Below are 17764 nucleotides of genomic sequence, written 5' to 3'. Positions count from 1 at the left end.
TCATCCCTGTATTCCGCACCTCTTACACCAATCACATCTATGGCCCAGGACATAATTCCTTCACAGTTTCCGAGGATGGAAAAACGGATCTTTTGGTGTACCATGCCCGCAACTACACCGAAATCACAGGTGATCCCCTCTACGATCCCAACCGCCATACCCGGGTGCAGCCCATCCACTGGCGCGAAGATGGGATGCCTGATTTCGGCGTACCTGTAGAGGAAAATCGCACAATGCATGCATAGAAAGGAGCTAGTTGCCATGTCTAAGATATTCAATCGGGATTTTTTGAATTATGGAGGCCTTTTCTACTTCTATTTCATGATTTGGGCTATTGTCTTGGCCTTCCTGCCGCTATGGCTGAAAGATATCGCCGGACTCAATGAAGCTGAAGCTGGTTTTGTCTTTTCCTCCATGTCGCTGATTGCTCTTTGCTATCATCCGTTTTTCGGTGTCATCCAAGACAAATTGCGTTACAGAAAGAATCTCTTCGGTGTCATCGCCATTGCCCTCTTATTCATGGGACCATTTTTCAGCTATCTGTTCCAAGAACTCCTCGCTTTCAATGTCTACGCAGGTGCACTTCTCGGCAGCAGTTATCTGAGCCTCTGCTTTTTCGGCGGCGTAGGCGTAGTCGAATCCTATATCGAAAAAGTCAGCCGCAAGAATGGCTTTGAATACGGTCATGTCCGGCTCTTTGGTTCACTAGCTGGCGCTACTGCCACGTTCATCGGTGGTCTTCTCTATGTAAATAACCCCGACAGCATTTTCTGGTTTGGCAGCGGATCGGCGGTACTCCTCTGCCTGCTGCTTTATCTGGCTCGTGTCAAGGGAGAACAATCACCAGAAGAACAACGGGCTCAGACATCTGCCGCCAGCATAAATAAAAAGGATGTCTTGGAAATCTTAAAACAGAAAAGATTTTGGGCCTTTGCCCTGATCATCGTAGGTACTGCCTCGATTTATGATGTCTTTGATCAGCAATTCCCCAACTATTACGTAACCTTTTTCGCCACGAAGGAAGCCGGCATCGACACCTTCAGCAAACTCTGCGCAACCCAGACGGCGTTGGAAGCCGTGCTGATGGTTTTTGCTCCCGCACTTGTCAATAAGATTGGTGCCAAAAGAGGTCTTCTGTTATTTGGACTTCTGACCTTCGTGCGAATTGCTGGCAGTGCATTCTTCACCACCCCCATCGCCCTCTCAGCTTTCCGTCTCATTGCAGCCTTCGAAATGCCCCTCATGCTGGTTTCCGTCATGAAATACATCTCAGCTGTATTCGATGTTCGTCTCTCTGCCACAGTCTATCTCCTAGGATTCAACCTGGCAAAACAGGGCGCCGTAGTCATCTTCTCCTCTATCGCCGGTGGCATGTATGCCTCGATGGGATTCCAAAGCACCTATACCTTTTTGGCCTTGAGCGTTCTCCTTATCACTTTCATCAGCATCTTCACGCTGAAAAATGATAAAGGAGCAAACGAAAAACTAGTGGCCGCCGTAGAAAAATAATCCCCCCTTCCAACGCAAAAACAACGAAGCTCCTGCGAACTATCCATCGCTTGGAGCTTCGTTGTTTTATCCGACACCAGCCATCAGGCGGCATCAACCATACTAGAAGTCCGTAATGCTCTCTACTTGCCAGCATTACAGGTGCGGCCGGAAAACCAGCTTTCCATCCGCATCTACCCGGCTGAGATGCCTCAGGAAGAACCGGGCTATGGTTCCCGTTATCAAGGCCGAGATGAGCGTACCTTCCCGGATGCCTTCGATCCCATCCAGATACACGAGGGATATGACCGCTGCCAGTATGACCAGGATAACATCGTTGCCTGTCTTGACCTTGCCGAACTCCAGCTGGAAATAGCGGGATACGGCGTACACGATGCCCTCGCCAGGAAGCATCAGCACATTGGCAATGCCCTGCACGGCCACGCCGAAAGCGATCAGCGTAGTGCCGATGAGCAAAGGCAGCAGCTGCCACAGGTAATCCGTGGGGACCACCCAGGCCCATATCGCCATGAAAAAGTCAATGAACCAGGCAAAGACCAGCGTGACCGGGACCTGCAGGAGCTGGATAGCCGCAAAATCTTTGCGCAGCAGCAGATATTGCCCCAGCACAAACACCATATTTATCGTAAAAGTCATCTGGCCGAGGGTGAACGGCGATGCCAGGCTGATGACATACGGAAGACTCGATATCGGCGACGTCCCCAGCGTGCTCTTGACCACCAGCGCAATGCCGGAGGCCTGGACGATCACAGCCATGAGGAACAACAGATAACGGGTTGCTATTGACATAAAAATACCTCCCAACGAATAAACAAGTATACGTTGGGAGATACGAAAAGTCAAATATTTTGCCTGCAGATGCACCCTTTGGACACCATCCTTATTCTTTCAGCAGTTTTTCGACACCTTCTCGAATCTCATTGCCTACCCCGGCGAACCGCCATTTCGTTTGTGCGTATATCACCCCTGCGCCAGCCCCCAGCATCCCACCGAAAGCCACATTATCGGCAAAGATCCTGCCGATTGCCTTGTTTTTCTGTTTGTCCGTCATCTTTGCATACTCCGGCGAGGTCACCAAGGCCTTCGTTTCTTTATATACTGCCATGCCCGTTTTCCCTGCCGTGTAGAGGCAGCCAAGCACGGTAGTGATGCCCAAGCCACCTGCCACTTGCGCAAGCTGCATTTCATTCAAGACCATCCCGGTAGTTTTGATTTTCATTGTCGTCGTTATGTCCATGGATTTGACAGTTCCGCTTCCCATATACTATAATACCCAAATGTTTGCACGTTCCTATCATAAGCAAGTGAGGTTTACTATGGACATAGCGATTCTTATCTGGATCCAGGAAAATCTGCGCGCCGATTGGCTGATGCCAGCCGTACAGGCAAGCAATGCCAGCGGACATTATGGTGCCTTTTGGCTGGTACTGGCCTTGGCTTTATCCCTGCGCAAAGCCACGCGCCAGCACGGAATGCTCATCTTAAGCTCCCTGTTGTTCTGCGGTGGCATAGCCGCAGTCTTGAAGCATCTGGTCATGCGTCCCCGCCCCTTCCTGACACATCCCGAACTTCTGCCCTTAGGCCAACTGCCCCACTCCTTTTCCTTTCCTTCCGGCCACACGGTCTGCGCTTTTGCCGCAGCTTTCATCCTCTGGCGGATCTGCCGTGGCTGGTACCGCTATCTTGGACTGGGGCTTGCCGCATTCATGGCTTTTTCCCGGCTCTACGTCGGCGTGCACTACCCCAGCGATATCCTTGGCGGCATAGGGATCGCCGCCCTTGGCAGCGCTGCGATCTGGCATTGCCGAAATAAATTGCTCCGCTATACAGGAATCTCCCGCCACCTTAGCGAATAATGCCTCTAGAGTTCCACGCATTGTCACTTTATGGAGGCGATATCATGCTGATTGGTGTACCAAAAGAAATCAAGAATAACGAGAATCGTGTCGGCCTTACGCCCGCAGGGGCAGAGGCGCTTACCAAAGCCGGCCACAAAGTCCTGGTGGAGCAGGGCGCAGGGCTCGGCAGCGGTTTTGCCGATGCGGATTATACGGCCGTTGGCGCTTCGCTCTCAGCTGACAAGCAAAAGCTGTTCGACGAAGCAGAGATGATCATCAAAGTAAAAGAACCCCTGCCGGAGGAGTATGACCTCTTCCATGAAGGCCAGATACTCTTCACCTATCTACACCTGGCGCCAGAGCCCGAGCTGACTGCCGCACTGCTGAAGCACAAGGTGACAGGCATCGCCTACGAAACCGTCGTCGGCAGAGACGGCAGAAGCCTGCCGCTGCTCGCCCCCATGAGCGAGATTGCCGGACGCATGTCGGTACAGATCGGCGCCCAGTTCTTGGAAAGCCGCTATGGCGGGGCCGGTGTCCTGCTGGGCGGAGTCAGCGGAGTCGCCCCGGGACAAGTCGTGATCATCGGCGGCGGTGTAGTCGGTACGAATGCCGCCAAGATAGCCGTCGGGCTCGGTGCCCGCGTGACCGTGATTGATCTGTCCTGCGAACGCCTGCGCTATCTGGATGATGTCTTCGGCGGCCGCATCGCCACCGTCATGTCCAACAGCTACAACATCGCCGAATGGGTCGCACAAGCAGACCTGCTGATTGGCGCAGTATTGGTGCCTGGGGCCAAGACCCCGCAGCTCGTAACCGAAGACATGGTCAAGACCATGCGCCCCGGTTCCGTCATCGTCGATGTCGCCATCGACCAGGGCGGCAGCATTGCCACCTGTGACCGGGTTACCACGCATGAGGATCCTACCTTCACCAAGCACGGCGTAGTCCACTATTCCGTGGCCAATATCCCCGGCGCAGTTTCACGGACCTCGACCTTGGCACTGACCAATGCCACCCTGCCCTATGCCCTGCGGATTGCCAGCAAGGGATGGGCCGCCGCCTGCCACGAAGACCCGGGACTGGCCGAAGGACTCAATACCATCGGAGGCAAGCTCGTCAATCAGCCTGTTGCGGACGCTCTTGGCCTTCCGTTCACCTGCAAAGACAAATTATTCTGATTTACCCTGACCACATAAAAAATCCGTTCAGCGTATAAGTGTAGAGACCCCCATAAGTTAGATTCCTTGGTCTAACTTATGGGGGTCTCTACAAAGCGCCGGACGGATTTTTTTTACGATATTTTCAGCAGCGATCCACTGGAATCCTATTTACTTCATATGCGGCTTGAAATTGAAATACGTATCTGGATACGGCTCATCCTTCAGCGTGAAGTGCCACCATTCCGTAGCCAGCGGCTTGAACCCATGGCGAAGCATCGCCTGACGCAGGATCATGCGGTTCTTGAACTGCACCTCATTGATCTGGCCGTCTTGCGGCTGCTTGCTGCCCTTGTATTTGCCCGTGTACTTGCCAGTCTCGGGATCACCGCACCAGTCCGGATGGCTCTCGACACCGAAGTGGTCAAAGACACCGCCCATATCAGCTTCCTTGCCGGTGTTCATGTCAAACAAGGTCAGATCGAGCGTCGATCCACGGCTGTGCCCGGACTTCGCATCGATGTAGCCATCGGCGAACAGCCGTGTCTTGTCGACCTGCGGATAGAAATAAGCCTTCATTCGCGTATCGTCCAGATTCTCGGCCCAGGCTACGAAATTATCGACAGCCATCTGCGGGCGGTACGCATCATAGATTTTCAAGCGATAGCCCTGTTTCTTCACATCTGCCGCCACTTCTTTGAGGGCTGCTGCCGCTTCCTTCGTCAGCATGACACAAGGCTGCTCATAACCAGCGATGCGGTCACCGACAAAATTATAAGTCGAGTAATAACGCACCTCAAGGATCACATCAGGCACAGCCTCGGATAATACCACAAAGTCACGGGAATCCTCTGGCGATACCTTTCCCGCCTGCTGCACAGCTGCAGTTTCTGCTGCTGCCATCTCTGCCTGCGCCGGAAACAGCGAACATCCTGCCAGCAGCATACCACCTAATATTCCCAGCCATTTTTTTCTCATCATTTTCATCCACTTTCCTCCTGTTGACTTGAAAAATTTCATACAAGTTAAGATTCAACAAGAATAGAAAAAATCCTGCTTCAAAAAAAATGTCCTCCCGTTAATCCGGAAGGACATGACACGTCTGCAACGCTATCAGAGATAACGCAGCCATACATATATATTTGCCATGATAATCGTCAGCACCATGACCGGGAATGCAATCTTCATGAAGCCCAGGAATGAAATCTGGCGGCCACGCTGTGCAGCCATCGAAGCCACGACAACGTTAGCGCTCGCACCGATCAATGTACCATTGCCGCCGAGGCAGGCACCGAGTGCCAGCGACCACCAGAGCGGATCAAGGTTCGTCAGGCCCATCTGGCCCATATCCTGAATCAAAGGAATCAGCGTTGCCACAAACGGGATGTTGTCGATGAAAGCCGAAGCGATAGCGCTCATCCAGAGAATCAGCACTGCCGTGGCCGTGACATCGCCATGCGTGAGCTTGATGGCCTCAGCCGCCAGCATCTCGATGACGCCCGTCTCCACCAAAGCACCGACGAGCACGAACAGGCCCGCGAAGAAGAAGATGGCCAGCCACTCGACTTTCGAGAGCACCTTGGCAATCATGGGCTCATTGCGCGTGAATGTAATCAGCAGCAATAGTCCTGCACCTGTAAGTGCCGCTGTTGCTGTCTCCAGTCCCAGTGCTCCATGCATGACAAACAGCGAAATCGTGACAAAAATGACAAACAAGCATTTTTTCAGCAGCTTAACATCGGAAATCTGGCTCTTCGCATTGAGACGCATAACTTTCTCCTGCAGCTCTGGCTGCGTCTTGAGTTCCTTGCCATAAAGCATGATCAAGAGCGCCTGGACGACCAAGAAAATCACGATGGACACGCCGGTTAGGTTGGCAATAAAATCCATGAAGTTCAGGCCAACGGCACTGCCAATCATGATGTTCGGCGGATCACCGATCAGTGTCGCCGTACCACCGATATTCGATGACAGGATCTGAGCGATAAGATACGGCTTCACATCCACCTTGAGCTGCGCTGTGATGCTGAAAGTAATTGGAACCGTCAGCAATACCGTCGTAACGTTATCGAGCAGCGCCGAGCAAATCATCGTAAGCGCCGACAACGCCACGAGCAGCGCAATCGGACGTGCCTTGACCTTCTTAGCCGCCCAGATAGCCAGGAAGTTGAACAGGCCAGTCTCACTCGTGATGTTAACGATAATCATCATGCCCATCAACAGGCCCAACGTATTAAAATCAATATGATGAATAGCAGTTTCCTGACTGATGATACCACAGAGAATCATCAGCATAGCACCGAAAATTCCCACGATGGTGCGATGCACCTTTTCCGAAATAATCAGCGCATAGGCAGCCACAAAGATGATGACCGCCAGGGTTGTGCTGCTTAACAATGCAATCCACTTCTTTCCATAGTCTTTGAATTCGCTTATTTCTCTTTTTTATACTTCGGGGTCAGCACGATATTTTCACCATCGCGCTTGATCTTGAACGTATAATGCTGGATACCCTCGCGGAAAAGTTCCATCTTGAGCACCATCAGCGCCTTGCCAAGATCCTCAGTAAGCGCCGGTGTAAACCCAGCCCGGCTGAGCTCAGCGGGCGGCTCTGCTGCCGCCTGCTCCCGGCGTTTTTTGTCCGCAAGCTTCTCAGCCTTGACAAAGGCATCCTCAAGGGATTCCTCCTCCACGTAATTCTGGAACATATCCTTATCAGTAAGTCCCTTTGGAATCTTGCTCATGTTATCCCTTCTTTACTTTAGCCCAGCTGTCACGCAGGCCAACCACACGGTTGAAGACCAGCTTATCCGGCGTCGTGTCCGGATCGACAACGAAATAGCCCTCGCGCAGGAACTGGTAGTGCGTACCAGCAGCCGTGAGCTTGACGCTCGGCTCAATCCAGGCGTTCTCGATGACTTCCAGCGACGTCTTGTTGAGCGCAGCGATGAAGTCATCCGGCAGGTTGCCGTTCTCATCGGTTTCAAGCAGGTAGTCATAGAGGCGTACCTCGGCCGGCAGTGCTGTCTTGGCAGCTACCCAGTGGATCGTGCCCTTGATCTTGCGGCCAGCCGTAGCACCGCCCGTCTTGGATTCAAGATCCGCGGTGCAGCGGAGCTCGACAACATTGCCGTCTGCATCCTTCACGACTTCCTCGCACTTGATGATGTACGCATGCTTGAGGCGGACCTCCCCGCCCGGCTTGAGGCGGAAATACTTCTTCGGCGGCTCCTCCATGAAGTCTTCCTGCTCGATATAGATCTCGCGGGAGAACGGCACGAAGCGGCTGCCACCGTGCATCGGATTGTTGTCAGCCAGCAGGTACTCCTCTTTATCCTCCGGATAGTTCGTGATGACGACCTTCAGCGGACGCAGCACTGCCATGACGCGATCCGCATGCTCATTGAGGTCATCGCGTACGCAGTGCTCAAGCATGCTGACATCGACCAGGCTGTTGCCCTTGGCGACGCCAATCTCCTCACAGAAGTTGCGCAGCGATGCCGGCGTATAACCGCGGCGGCGCAGGCCCGAAATGGTCGGCATGCGCGGATCGTCCCAGCCGCGTACATAGCCCTCTTCGACAAGCTGGCGCAGCTTGCGCTTGCTCGTGACCGTGTTCGTGAGATTGAGACGTGCAAACTCGATCTGGCGCGGGCGCGTATTGACGTCAAAGCCCAGTGACTCCAGGAGCCAGTCGTAGAACGGACGGTGCTCCTCAAACTCGAGCGTGCAGACCGAATGCGTGATGCCCTCGATGGCATCCGACAGCGGATGGGCAAAGTCGTACATCGGATAGATGCACCAGGCATCTCCCGTACGATGATGATGCGCATGGGCAATGCGGTAAATGACCGTATCACGCATGACCATATTCGGCGAAGCCATGTCGATCTTCGCCCGCAGCACCTTCTCGCCATCGGCAAATTCGCCAGCCTTCATGCGGGCAAACAAGTCAAGGTTTTCCTCAACGCTGCGGTTGCGGTACGGGCTTTCCTTGCCCGGCTCCGTCAGCGTGCCGCGGTACTGCTTGATCTCCTCAGCCGTGAGGTCATCCACATAAGCCAGGCCCTTCTTGATGAGCTCGACCGCATAGTCATAAAGCTTATCGAAGTAGTCCGAGGCATAATACATGCGGTTCTGCCACGAGAAGCCGAGCCAATGGATGTCCTCCTGGATGGAGTCGACGTACTCCGTATCCTCCTTCGTCGGATTCGTATCGTCGAAGCGCAGGTTGCAAAGGCCATGATTGTACTCAGCCAGGCCGAAGTTCAGGCAAATGGACTTTGCGTGACCAATATGGAGATAGCCATTCGGCTCAGGTGGAAAGCGCGTATGAATGCCCTCCGTGTATTTGCCATTCTTCAGGTCATCCTCAATCGCATTCTGAACAAAATTCGTAGCGATTGTCGTATTCTCTGCCATGTGATTCTCTCCTTTATACATCCACACGGTCTTTGACCGCGCATTTTTCTTCTATATATTGGCGCAAGCGGCGGATGCCGACATCAAGCCCCTCCTGCTCAGGAAGATACTTGATGATGAGGTCGATATAGCCGCGCTCGACCATCTTGCGCAGCGTCCAGCTGAAGTTGACATCGTAGACCCACATGAGCCGCACCAGCTTGCGGTCGCCATGGGTGCGCAGACGATGATAGTCGGCCTGCTTGCCCTCGGCAAAGTCGCGGACAAAGTCCGGACTCACGAGCTGGCTCGCATCAGCCTTGATGAATTTCGGCGCCTTATCGACACCATCCGGTGTCAGATAGGGCGAGAGCACGCGGTAGATATCGAGCTTGTCTGCATCGCGCAGGAGACGGGCAAACAGCAGCTTGCGCTTGTCTTCCGTCGGCTCGATTTCCTTCTTGTTGTGATTGCGGATGGCAAAGCGCACCAGCTCTGCCTCCTCTGCCGCCAGCGCCTCAAGATACGGCATCTCTTCGGCCAGCACCTTGAGCCCGAGATCGGCATGATCCTCTGACTGCGCATCGTTGAAGGTCTTGTAGATGCTGTACTGGCGGAACCGTCCCACATCATGGAACAGCCCCATGATCTCAGCCAGCTGTACGTCATGCTGGCAAAGCGCCAATTCCTGCGCCAGCTCACGGGCAATGGCCGTGACATAGCCGGTATGGATCATCTTGATGCGTATGCCCTGCATGACTTCTTCGTCATCGGTGACAAAACGCTTCATATAGGCGTCCATCCATGTGTGCATTTTCTTCAGTAATTCTTCCACGAATCGTCTTCCTTACTATAAATACCTTTGTCACTGCATGAAAACATTATAATTATACTACGAAGGGAATTGTCACGCAATATCAGCCCCGGGCCACGCCATCCTCCACGAGGATGTGCAGGGCCCGCAGGTCTGCACGGATAGCCTGCAGGGTTTCCTCATCGGGAACCCGCACCGTATGCATATGGATGCCCCCCGTCACGACGAGCAAGGGATTGGCCTGGCATTTCTGCATCTTGGACAGGAAGGCGCGGACATCCCGTCGGTTCTCCAGCAGCAGGTCGCCGCGGATGGGGCCATAGAGCGGATGCTCGACGATGACATCGAGCACCGCCCCGCCATTGTCGACAATGGCCAAGAGCTCCTGCTCCATGCCAGCTGCGTCGTGCTGGCAGACCAGCGTCACCATGCGGCTGGCCTCAGGCTGCTCCTGCGGCAGGATATACCCGCGGGGCGTTGCAAAGATCTGCACACCCTGGGCCCGCAGGATGCTGATATCGCCGACGATGATCTGCCGGCTCACGGCAAATTCCCGCGACAGCTTGGTTCCCGTGAGCGGCTGCTCTGCCTCACGCAGGCGTTTGAGTAAATGTTCCCGGCGTTCTTCCGTATTCATGCACAAACCTCCTGTTCCTCTGACACTGCCGATAACAAAAAAGGCCGCCCTTCGGCAGCCTATATTTTTGAATGGTGGGCGATAACAGGATCGAACTGCTGACATCTTGCTTGTAAGGCAAGCGCTCTCCCAGCTGAGCTAATCGCCCGGAAATGGTGACGCGTATGGGATTCGAACCCATGAAGCCGCCGTGAAAGGGCGGTGTCTTAACCACTTGACCAACGCGCCATATGGCTCCTCGAGCAGGATTCGAACCTGCGACAGCCTGATTAACAGTCAGGTGCTCTACCGGCTGAGCTATCGAGGAATAACTCTTGTGACACTCTCGTGTCGACAAAAGATATTATACGGGATTTCTGCGCATAATGCAACCCCTTTTTTTCATATCATGAAAAAATTTTTCAGATGCGGTCGCGGCGCATATCCTCGGCGATGAGTTCCTCCAAGCGGCCTACCGTCATGTCCTTGTCCGAATAGACCGTGATGCCATGCTTCTGCAGCAGGGCCGTCGTCACGCCCTGACCTTTGATCTTCTTGTCTTCGAAATTGCCATTGTAGATTTTCTTGACGCCGCAGGATGGGCTGCCTTCCTTGAGAATCGCCACCTTCGCATGATAGGCTTCGGCTATCTTGAGCACCTTGTCGGCACCGGTCAGGAAATACTGCGTCATATCCCGCCCATTCTCATCCATGGCCTTAGCCTTGCCCGACAAAACCTTCTTGCCTGTACCGCCCTGGAGCTCTACGCAAGGACGCGGCACGGGCAGCATCGCAAAGCATTCGGGACAGACCGCGATGAACCGGCCCCGCTCGTTATACTTGAGCAGCAGTTCGTGGGTGTTGGCCCCGCCACTGTATTTCACCTTATGTCCCAGCAGACATGCACTTACTAAAATCATCGTCTACTCCCCTTTCTCACACCAAATGGCTGCACCCGGATCCCCAGCTGGGCCGTCAGTCCCTGCAGGCTGTCCACTGCCATCTCCTTGGCAGCCGCCACGGGGATATACGCGCAGGTGCGCGCATCATCCAGTGCATTGTGATGATTGAACTCGATATGCAGGAAACTGCCCACCGTATCGAGCTTATGATTGGCAAGCTCCGGCCAGGCCTTGCGCGAAATAGCGACCGTGTCGCAGTATGCAAAGTCCGGCGTTGCCAGGCCTTCCCTCGCCAGGCAGGCTCCCAGCACGCCCATATCGAAGCGGGCATTGTGTGCCACGACGATCCGCCCCTCGAGATGCTGCCGCAGTTCCGGCCATATAGCTGCAAAGCACGGCGCCGCAGCCGTATCCTCACGCGTGATGCCATGGATGCGCGTATTGAACCAGTTATAACGGTTCCCCGGCGGCTGGATCAGCGTGTAATACGAATCATAAAGTTTTCCTTCCTTGACCTCGACGACAGCTACGCTGCAGGCAGAATCCCTGGCCGACGTTGCCGTCTCGAAGTCAATGGCAGCAAAATTCATTTCCTGTTTTTCTCTCCCTTGAACCAACGATAAATCCGCCCCAGCTTCTGATACTGCCGGGACGGACTACCTGCGGTCACCCTTGACCGAATATGGTTCTATCAGTTGTTCTTCTTTTTCTGCAGATACTCGTCAATAGCTGCTGCTGCTTTGCGGCCGGCGCCCATAGCAAGGATTACCGTAGCAGCTCCCGTCACGATATCGCCACCGGCAAATACGCCTGGCTTGGACGTTGCGCACGATTCCTCATCAGCCTCGATGTTGCCACGTTTCGTCGTCGCAAGGCCCGGGGTCGTATGCGCAATAATCGGATTCGGTCCCGTACCGATGGAGACAATGACCGTATCCACAGCAAGCTCAAACTCCGAGCCCGCAACAGCCACCGGACGCCGGCGCCCTGATTCATCAGGTTCACCGAGCTCCATACGGATGCAGGTCATTCCCTTGACCCAGCCATTCTCGTCGCCGAGAATCTCAACTGGATTGTTGAGCAGCTTGAAGTCGATGCCCTCCTCCTTGGCATGCTCGACTTCTTCCTTGCGGGCGGGCAGCTCAGCCTCGCTGCGGCGATAGACGATATAGACATGCTCCGCACCCAGGCGCAGGGCCGTGCGGGCTGCATCCATAGCTACGTTGCCGCCGCCGATGACAGCGACATTTTTGCCCACTTTGATCGGCGTAGCATATTCCGGGAATCTATAGGCCTTCATGAGGTTGCAGCGCGTCAGGAACTCATTGGCCGAGTAAACGCCGTTAAGCCCCTCGCCCGGAATGCCTTGGAAGCGCGGCAGGCCAGCACCTGTGCCGATGAATACAGCATCGAAGCCCTCTTCTTCCATAAGCTCATCAACGGTAAACAGACGGCCAGCTACCGAATCCAGCTCAAATTTGACGCCGAGCTTCTCGATATTTTCAATTTCCTTCTTGACGACTTTATCCTTCGGCAGACGGAATTCCGGAATGCCATAGGACAGGACGCCGCCAGCCTTATGCAGCGCCTCAAAGACCGTGACTTTATAACCCTTTTTCGCCAAATCGCCAGCACAGGAAAGTCCGGAGGGGCCAGAGCCCAGTACGGCTACCTTCTGCGCATCTTCGGCAAAGGCGATCGGTTTCACTTCCTCATTCTTGGCCATATAGCGGTCAGCAACAAAACGCTCCAGACGGCCGATGCCAACGGACTCGCCCTTCTTGGCCAGCACGCAGTATTTCTCGCACTGGTTCTCCTGGGGGCAGACACGGCCGCAGACAGCTGGCAGCGCATTGGCTTCCTTGATTTTCTCGATAGCGCCGTCAAAATCGCGCTCTTTGATCTTACCGATGAACTCCGGGATGTCGACCGACACCGGGCAGCCCTTGCGGCACTGCGGAATCTTGCAGTGCAGGCAGCGCTCAGCCTCAGCGACAGCCGTTTCTTCATCGTAGCCCAAGGCTACTTCGTCAAAATTATGGGCACGGACTTTCGGGTCCTGTACCGGCATTTCGTGTTTCTTCAAAGACAGAGCCATTGCTTACTTCCTCCCCAGTCCGATGTTGCAGATATGGTCTTTTTCCTCGGCCTCGAGGTCGCGGTACATACGCTGGCGGCTCATGAGGGCGTTGAAATCGACAAGGTGTCCATCGAACTCCGGGCCATCGACGCAGGCGAACTTCGTCTCCTCGCCGACCTGGACGCGGCAGCCGCCGCACATGCCCGTACCGTCAACCATGATCGGATTGAGGCTGACCACCGTCGGGATGCCGAGCTCGCGCGTGCAGTCAGCAACGCTCTTCATCATGATGACCGGGCCGATAGCCGTGATCTGCGCGATCTTCTCCCCGCGCTGGGCCAGCTCCTGTACGGCATAGGTAACGAAGCCCTTGATGCCGCGTGAACCATCATCGGTCGTGATGAGGATCTCATCGGTCACTGCCTTCATCTCATCTTCCATGATCAGGATGTCCTTCGTCTTGGCACCCATGATGGCGATGACCTTGTTGCCAGCCTCTTTCATGGCACGGGCAATCGGGAACGTCGGTGCGACACCGATACCACCACCGACAACGACAACCGTACCATCAAATTTCTTGATTTCCGACGGCTGCCCCAGCGGACCGACAAAATCGATGATCGACTCGCCCGGCTCCACAGCTGCCAGCGCCATCGTCGAAGCGCCGATGACCTGGAAGACGATATTGACGACCCCCGTCTCACGGTTGAAGTTGGCAATCGTCAGCGGGATGCGCTCGCCTTTCTCATCCACGCGCAGGACGATGAACTGTCCTGCCTGGGCCTTTTTAGCCACGCGCGGCGCATCGATATCCATCGAGAAGACATTCGGGGAAAGCTCCTCTTTCTTCAGGATCTTAAACATGGTTCACTCTCCTAATACATATACAACAGTATCCGCAATTGCCTGCGGTCTCATTTGCTCACTTGCCGTTGTCAGCGGAATACCCCTGCCAGATATTCCTCGAGATTCGTGCGGATCGGCATCAGATAGAGGCTCGCATCCATCTTGTCAGCCAGCTCCATGACCTCGCGCGAGAACTGTACGCTCCACTCCAGGCTAGGCTCGAAAGCCTGCGGGAAGACGACATTGTTCTTGCGCTCCCAGTAACTCTGCGAACCGGCATTCATGACCGGCGATACGCCCCAGTATACCTCAAGGCCAGACAGCATATCAGCATATATCTCGAGCAGCCGCCTGTCATAGAACGGCTGGGTGAAAAAGCCCTTGGCACCAGCCTGGACCTTGCGGTGGATGCGGTAAAGCTCATGGCGCATCGAACTGCGGTACTGGTCAATACCCGCATAGACCGTGACCTCTGGCATCTCCTCGCGGAACTTGCGGATGACATCGGTGCTCTCCGTCGGATAGACCGCATGGGTCATGCGCTGGGGAGGATCACCCTCGATGACGAGTACCTCGCGGATATCATGCGCACGCAGATAGTCCTTCATCGGCAGTTCTTCCTCAAGATTGATGTCCATCGCGCGGATATGCGGCATGGCATCGGGGAAATACTCCTTAGCCATCGCCGCCCCCTGCCAGCTGCGCGTCTCAAAGCGCAGCAGGTCGGGGATATTGATGACGTCGATCTTGTCCTGATACTGCTGCAAGAGCGCGAGTTCAGCGCGCAGCGTTTCTTCGTCACGCGGCACGAGCTCAACGGATACACGTTTCATAGGCTGCCCTCCGACTTTTTCTCATGGTTATGAATTACATAAATCATATTGTAAGGGTTTTTTATGTATTTTGCAAGTAGCTGGCAAATCACACAGATAAATACCGCTAATGATAAAATAAAGCGCATGAGGAGGTCTCTCCCCATGCGCTTTAACGCAGATAAACCAGCAGATCCGGCCTTCCTGTCAGAAAAGCCCCGTGATCTTGCCGCTTTCATCGATATCCATATTTTCAGCCGCCGGTTTCTTCGGCAGGCCTGGCATCGTAAGGATGTTGCCCGTCAAGGCGACGATGAAGCCGGCACCAGCAGCTACGCGCAGCTCGCGTACCGTGATGCGGAACCCTTCCGGGCGTCCGAGCTTGGCCGCATCATCCGACAGGGAATACTGCGTCTTAGCCATGCATACCGGCATCTTGTCAAAACCCAGCGTCTCGATTTCCTGCAGCTGCTTTTTCGCTGCTGCCGTGAAATCAACACCATCCGCACCATAGATCTCACGCGCGATGGCCGTGATCTTTTCTGGGATGGACTGCTCCGTCTCATACAGGAAATGGAAGTCGTTCTTCTTGGCAAAAGCTTCTTCAACTTTCTTCGCCAGTTTCAGGCCGCCCGCACCGCCTTTGGCCCATACCTCTGACAAAGCGACTTCTGCACCGAGCTCGTTGCATTTCTTCTCCACAAAGCTGAGTTCTTCCTTCGTATCCGTCGGGAAGGCATTGATGGCCACAACGGCTGGCAAGCCAAACTTCTGGATGTTCTCGATATGCTTCGTGAGATTGGCCAAGCCCTTTTCAAGCGCTGCCATATCGACATGGTCAAGCTCCTTCTTATCAAGGCCGCCATGCATCTTGAGCGCACGTACCGTGGCCACGATGACGACAGCATCGGGATGGATACCGGCGAAACGGCACTTGATGTCAAGGAATTTCTCAGCCCCGAGGTCAGCACCGAAGCCGGCCTCCGTGACGACATAGTCCGCAAACTTCAGCGCGAACTTCGTGGCCATGACGCTGTTGCAGCCATGGGCGATATTGGCGAAGGGGCCGCCGTGGATAAAGGCCGGCGTCCCCTCCAGCGTCTGGACGAGGTTCGGCTTGATCGCATCCTTGAACAGCAGCGTCAATGCCCCCGTGACATTGAGTTCCTTGGCACGGACCGCACGGCCATCGCGGGTATAAGCGACCACGATTTCGCCGAGACGCTTTTTCATATCCTCAAGCCCCGACGCCAGACACAGGATAGCCATCATCTCTGAGGCCACCGTGATGTCAAAGCCGGTCTCGCGCGGCACGCCGTGAGCCTTGCCCCCCATGCCGATGACGACATGGCGCAGCGCGCGGTCATTGAGATCCAGCACGCGTTTCCAGACGACACGGCGCACATCGATATCCAATGCATTCCCCTGCTGGATATGGTTATCAAGGACAGCGGCCAGCAGATTATGGGCCGTCGTGATTGCATGGAAGTCACCGGTGAAATGCAGGTTGATATCCTCCATCGGCACTACCTGGGCATAGCCGCCACCAGCAGCGCCGCCCTTGAGACCAAAGCACGGCCCCAGCGACGGTTCGCGCAAAGCCACAGCTACCTTCTTGCCCTGCTTATGGAAGGCATCGGCAAGCCCTACACTTGTCGTTGTCTTGCCTTCGCCAGCCGGCGTCGGGTTGATGGCCGTCACGAGAACGAGCTTGCCGTTCGGACGATCCTTGACCTGCTGCCAGGCATCCAGGGTAACCTTGGCCTTATACTTGCCATAGAGTTCCAGTTCATCTTCCGAGATTTCCAGTTTCTCGGCGATTTTCCGGATGTCCTGCATCTCTGCTTCCTGAGCAATCTCCACATCAGTTTTCATTAGGCTTTCTTCTCCTCTGTTTGTTTCCGTGAAAGATATTCGGTTTTATTTGCAGGCTGCCGTTTCGGCGGCCTTGACAACATTCTGCATGAGCATGGCCACCGTCAGGAGTCCTACACCTCCCGGCACTGGCGTGATTGCCCCGGCCACTTCCTTGACGGCCGCAAAATCCACATCGCCCACAAGCTTCTTCGGGGCAATGCGGTTGATGCCGACATCGATGACCGTTGCTCCCGGCTTGACCATATCCGCCGTGACAAAGTTCGGCTTGCCGATGGCAGCCACGAGGACATCAGCCTCACGCGTGATCTCAGCAAGATTTTCCGTATGCGAATGGCAGATAGTCACGGTCGCATTCTTGCCCAGCAGCAGATGAAGCATCGGCTTGCCGACGATATTGCTGCGGCCGATGACAACGGCCCGTTTCCCATCCAGGGGAATGTCCGCCAGCTCCAGCATGCGGATGCAGCCTGCCGGCGTACACGGGACGAGCCCATCCTCACCGGTCACGAGCCGCCCCACATTGACCGGATGGAAGCCATCCACGTCCTTGGCCGGGTCGATGCGGTTGAGGATCTCAGCCTCATCCTTGGCGATCTGTGCCGGCAGCGGCAGCTGTACGAGGATGCCGTGGATGCGCCTATCGAGATTGAGTTCATCGATCTTGGCGATAAGCTCCTGCTTCGTTGTCGTCTCCGGCATCTCCACGACCTCTGAATAAATCCCGAGCTCTTCACAAGCTTTGTTCTTATTGCGGACATAGACCTGCGATGCCGGATTACTGCCGACAATGATGACAGCCAATCCCGGGTTCACACCGTATTTCTCCCGCAGGACTGCCGCCCGTCGGCCGGCATCCTCCTTGAACTGCTGTGCAAAGACTTTTCCTTCCAAAATTCTTGCTGACATAA

19 protein-coding genes and 3 tRNA genes are annotated in these 17764 nt (G+C 54.8%); 4 read left to right on the top strand and 18 right to left on the bottom strand.

The annotated features are described in order from the left end of the window. The coding region (locus FZ041_RS12200; protein WP_149189754.1) for a family 43 glycosylhydrolase at positions 1-245 on the top strand (245 nt) is incomplete at its 5' end. A gap of 16 nt (positions 246-261) precedes the next feature. Then, a complete protein-coding gene (locus tag FZ041_RS12195; protein WP_149189753.1) occupies positions 262-1509 on the top strand; it encodes an oligosaccharide MFS transporter in 1248 nt (415 codons plus the stop codon). 135 nt (positions 1510-1644) lie between these two features. Here the strand turns inward: FZ041_RS12195 and FZ041_RS12190 are convergent, their stop codons facing one another. Continuing rightward, entirely contained in the window at positions 1645-2298 is a 654-nt protein-coding gene (locus tag FZ041_RS12190) for a YczE/YyaS/YitT family protein (RefSeq protein WP_149189752.1), read from the bottom strand. 91 nt (positions 2299-2389) lie between these two features. Next, the gene (locus FZ041_RS12185) at positions 2390-2728 is read right to left on the bottom strand and encodes a hypothetical protein (protein ID WP_149189751.1); all 339 of its coding nucleotides are present in this window, start codon (positions 2726-2728) and stop codon (positions 2390-2392) included. Positions 2729-2825: 97 nt separating this feature from the next. Between FZ041_RS12185 and FZ041_RS12180 the strand changes: the two genes are divergently transcribed. Beyond that, complete coding sequence (locus FZ041_RS12180) at positions 2826-3365, top strand: phosphatase PAP2 family protein (protein WP_149189750.1); 540 nt, start codon at positions 2826-2828, stop codon at positions 3363-3365. A 44-nt stretch (positions 3366-3409) separates the two neighbouring features. Next, positions 3410-4528: an alanine dehydrogenase gene (gene ald / locus FZ041_RS12175; RefSeq protein WP_149189749.1), complete on the top strand. Its 1119-nt coding sequence runs from the start codon at positions 3410-3412 to the stop codon at positions 4526-4528. A gap of 150 nt (positions 4529-4678) precedes the next feature. On the opposite strand, the gene FZ041_RS12170 is transcribed toward ald, so the two are convergent. The 16 genes from FZ041_RS12170 to folD all read right to left on the bottom strand — a co-directional run bounded on the left by FZ041_RS12170 (position 4679) and on the right by folD (position 17762). Further along, positions 4679-5494 (bottom strand): M15 family metallopeptidase, encoded by an 816-nt coding sequence (locus FZ041_RS12170; protein ID WP_255449396.1) that lies wholly within the window; start codon positions 5492-5494, stop codon positions 4679-4681. A 126-nt stretch (positions 5495-5620) separates the two neighbouring features. Next, entirely contained in the window at positions 5621-6904 is a 1284-nt protein-coding gene (locus tag FZ041_RS12165; RefSeq protein ID WP_149189748.1) for an ArsB/NhaD family transporter, read from the bottom strand. A 35-nt stretch (positions 6905-6939) separates the two neighbouring features. Then, entirely contained in the window at positions 6940-7251 is a 312-nt protein-coding gene (locus FZ041_RS12160; RefSeq protein WP_075442441.1) for a hypothetical protein, read from the bottom strand. Position 7252: 1 nt separating this feature from the next. Further along, a complete protein-coding gene (locus FZ041_RS12155) occupies positions 7253-8929 on the bottom strand; it encodes a glutamine--tRNA ligase/YqeY domain fusion protein (protein WP_075442440.1) in 1677 nt (558 codons plus the stop codon). 13 nt (positions 8930-8942) lie between these two features. After that, positions 8943-9743, bottom strand: coding sequence for an HD domain-containing protein (locus tag FZ041_RS12150; RefSeq protein ID WP_075442439.1), 801 nt, complete (start codon positions 9741-9743; stop codon positions 8943-8945). 82 nt (positions 9744-9825) lie between these two features. Next, positions 9826-10359 (bottom strand): transcription repressor NadR, encoded by a 534-nt coding sequence (locus tag FZ041_RS12145; protein WP_149189747.1) that lies wholly within the window; start codon positions 10357-10359, stop codon positions 9826-9828. Positions 10360-10431: 72 nt separating this feature from the next. After that, positions 10432-10507 (bottom strand) — tRNA-Val (locus tag FZ041_RS12140). A gap of 5 nt (positions 10508-10512) precedes the next feature. Next, a tRNA-Glu gene (locus FZ041_RS12135) sits at positions 10513-10587 on the bottom strand. Positions 10588-10590: 3 nt separating this feature from the next. Continuing rightward, a tRNA-Asn gene (locus FZ041_RS12130) sits at positions 10591-10666 on the bottom strand. Positions 10667-10760: 94 nt separating this feature from the next. Next, positions 10761-11258 carry a 2-thiouracil desulfurase family protein gene (locus FZ041_RS12125; protein WP_075442437.1) on the bottom strand — a complete coding sequence of 166 codons (498 nt, stop codon included), beginning with the start codon at positions 11256-11258 and terminating at the stop codon, positions 10761-10763. Next, positions 11255-11830: a 3'-5' exonuclease gene (locus FZ041_RS12120; RefSeq protein WP_075442436.1), complete on the bottom strand. Its 576-nt coding sequence runs from the start codon at positions 11828-11830 to the stop codon at positions 11255-11257. The genes FZ041_RS12125 and FZ041_RS12120 overlap by 4 nt, the downstream gene beginning before the upstream one ends. A gap of 101 nt (positions 11831-11931) precedes the next feature. Next, complete coding sequence (gene gltA, locus FZ041_RS12115) at positions 11932-13338, bottom strand: NADPH-dependent glutamate synthase (protein WP_149189746.1); 1407 nt, start codon at positions 13336-13338, stop codon at positions 11932-11934. A 3-nt stretch (positions 13339-13341) separates the two neighbouring features. Further along, positions 13342-14184, bottom strand: coding sequence for a sulfide/dihydroorotate dehydrogenase-like FAD/NAD-binding protein (locus FZ041_RS12110; protein WP_075442434.1), 843 nt, complete (start codon positions 14182-14184; stop codon positions 13342-13344). Between the two features lie 71 nt (positions 14185-14255). Then, positions 14256-14999 (bottom strand): methylenetetrahydrofolate reductase, encoded by a 744-nt coding sequence (locus FZ041_RS12105; RefSeq protein WP_075442433.1) that lies wholly within the window; start codon positions 14997-14999, stop codon positions 14256-14258. Between the two features lie 186 nt (positions 15000-15185). Further along, entirely contained in the window at positions 15186-16853 is a 1668-nt protein-coding gene (locus tag FZ041_RS12100) for a formate--tetrahydrofolate ligase (protein WP_149189745.1), read from the bottom strand. A gap of 45 nt (positions 16854-16898) precedes the next feature. Next, a complete protein-coding gene (gene folD, locus FZ041_RS12095) occupies positions 16899-17762 on the bottom strand; it encodes a bifunctional methylenetetrahydrofolate dehydrogenase/methenyltetrahydrofolate cyclohydrolase FolD (RefSeq protein WP_149189744.1) in 864 nt (287 codons plus the stop codon). Between the last annotated feature and the right edge of the window lie 2 nt (positions 17763-17764).

This window comes from Pseudoselenomonas caprae, assembly GCF_008271345.1.
Taxonomy (GTDB): Bacteria; Bacillota; Negativicutes; order Selenomonadales; family Selenomonadaceae; genus Selenomonas_A; species Selenomonas_A caprae.
Note: the sequence above shows the minus strand (reverse complement) of the source record. Positions and strands in the feature narration are given on the sequence as shown.